General features: G+C 34.8%; 4 protein-coding genes. All 4 read right to left on the reverse strand.

Annotated elements, in window-relative coordinates; genetic code table 11:
* Positions 1 to 89: 89 nt before the first annotated feature.
* The 4 genes from ACQKIM_RS28105 to ACQKIM_RS28120 all read right to left on the reverse strand — a co-directional run bounded on the left by ACQKIM_RS28105 (position 90) and on the right by ACQKIM_RS28120 (position 1,238).
* On the reverse strand, positions 90 to 218 hold the full coding sequence (locus ACQKIM_RS28105; RefSeq protein ID WP_427550261.1) for a hypothetical protein: 129 nt from the start codon (positions 216 to 218) through the stop codon (positions 90 to 92).
* Positions 211 to 573 carry a sigma-70 family RNA polymerase sigma factor gene (locus tag ACQKIM_RS28110; RefSeq protein WP_427550264.1) on the reverse strand — a complete coding sequence of 121 codons (363 nt, stop codon included), beginning with the start codon at positions 571 to 573 and terminating at the stop codon, positions 211 to 213. The genes ACQKIM_RS28105 and ACQKIM_RS28110 overlap by 8 nt, the downstream gene beginning before the upstream one ends.
* An 18-nt stretch (positions 574 to 591) precedes the next feature.
* Positions 592 to 741 carry an RNA polymerase sigma factor gene (locus ACQKIM_RS28115; protein ID WP_427550266.1) on the reverse strand — a complete coding sequence of 50 codons (150 nt, stop codon included), beginning with the start codon at positions 739 to 741 and terminating at the stop codon, positions 592 to 594.
* A gap of 158 nt (positions 742 to 899) precedes the next feature.
* The gene (locus ACQKIM_RS28120) at positions 900 to 1,238 is read right to left on the reverse strand and encodes a zinc ribbon domain-containing protein YjdM (protein ID WP_427550269.1); all 339 of its coding nucleotides are present in this window, start codon (positions 1,236 to 1,238) and stop codon (positions 900 to 902) included.
* Between the last annotated feature and the right edge of the window lie 255 nt (positions 1,239 to 1,493).

Raw genomic sequence — 1,493 nt, forward strand, 5'->3', positions numbered from 1 at the left:
ATGTTCACTACCTCTGCTTACGTGTCTTTGTTTTTTTTCTAATTGTAGAAAAAAATAAAACTGAAATTTCGGTTAATATTTATGCGATGCTAGTGACTTAATATATATAAACCATAAATAACGGCACATAGTAGCAATATACGTAATATTCGTGAGGTTAACGTAAAACGATACTTCTGCAATATTTTTTTCTCTTTTTCCTGCGACCACTCAGTCATCTTGAAATCCTCCATTCTTCTTGATTATTTCAGCTAAGCGCTTACGTGCTCGATGTAACAGTATTTTCACCTGCCCTTCTGTTAGCTCCAATGCCTCTTGTAGCTCCTGATATGTAAATTGTTCATACTCACGTAAATATAAAATTGTTCGGTAATTTTCAGGCAAAAATTTTAATAATGACTGGATATCCTCCGTCGCTTCAAGCTTGAGAATATCAACTTCAGGCAGACCATAAGGACTAAGCATGTCATCCTTCCAAAATAATTGTGCAAATGGGATAGTCCTTCTTCTTTTTTGCTTGCGCCATTCATCTAAATACGTATTCCGTGCTACTTTAAACAACCATGCTCTCACATCCTCCTCTTTATAAAATTACAGCGATACCGTAGCTCGTACAAAGGTTTCTTGTACTAAATCTTCCGCTATATGTACTGACCCAGACATTTTCAGCAGAAAATAATATAACGATTTCGCATATTCCTTATAAAGTAACTCAAGCTCATTCATCCGCTGCCTGTCCATGCATCCCCCTCACTTCGTGGTTTTCACAAGTAAAACGTCTGTCATTTCTAAATGTTACAGTAATTACTAATTTTATTTGAAAATAAAAAAGAGTCGATTATGAAGCGCATCCCATTGTCTTACAATGGAGCTCTTCTTTACTCGACTCTTTTTAATACCTATGCTTTTTTAACAAACTCTGACTTTAATTTCATGGCACCAAAGCCATCAATTTTACAGTCAATATTATGATCACCTTCAACTAGACGAATACTTTTCACCTTTGTACCAATTTTTAATGTTGAAGAACTACCCTTGACCTTTAAATCTTTAATAACTGTAACAGAATCACCGTCCGCAAGTAGGTTGCCGTTTGCATCCTTTACAATAAGTGTTTCTGTTTCTTGCTCTATTGCATCTGCACTCCATTCATGTGCACATTCTGGACATACAAAATTTGCACCATCCTCATACGTATATTCAGAATTACATTTCGGACAATTTGGATAAGCTGCCATTTCCGCTTCCCCCTTTATTTTTTTGCTAGGTTAATCCTACATATTCTCCTATCTTTACATAATACGCCCTATTAATCAAAGATTGTTCGCCTTTTTTGTTCGCATTTGTGAAAAATGTATGAAGCTATAAGATGAAGATAGGGCTAATATTTATTTAAAGTAACTCTAAATGAGCAAATACTCTTCAAATAATTACCATTAAGCAAAATAAAAAGACAGAATTCACCCTTTTGGTTAAAATGAAAGCTCTAACCC

This window comes from Lysinibacillus sp. NPDC047702 (genome assembly GCF_050272555.1).
GTDB lineage: Bacteria > Bacillota > Bacilli > Bacillales_A > Planococcaceae > Lysinibacillus.

Excerpts from the sequence above, each read along its gene's own strand:
- ACQKIM_RS28105 (WP_427550261.1), bottom strand. The coding sequence starts at position 218 with ATGACTGAGTGGTCGCAGGAAAAAGAGAAAAAAATATTGCAGAAGTAT.
- ACQKIM_RS28115 (WP_427550266.1), bottom strand. The coding sequence starts at position 741 with ATGGACAGGCAGCGGATGAATGAGCTTGAGTTACTTTATAAGGAATAT.
- ACQKIM_RS28120 (WP_427550269.1), bottom strand. The coding sequence starts at position 1,238 with ATGGCAGCTTATCCAAATTGTCCGAAATGTAATTCTGAATATACGTAT.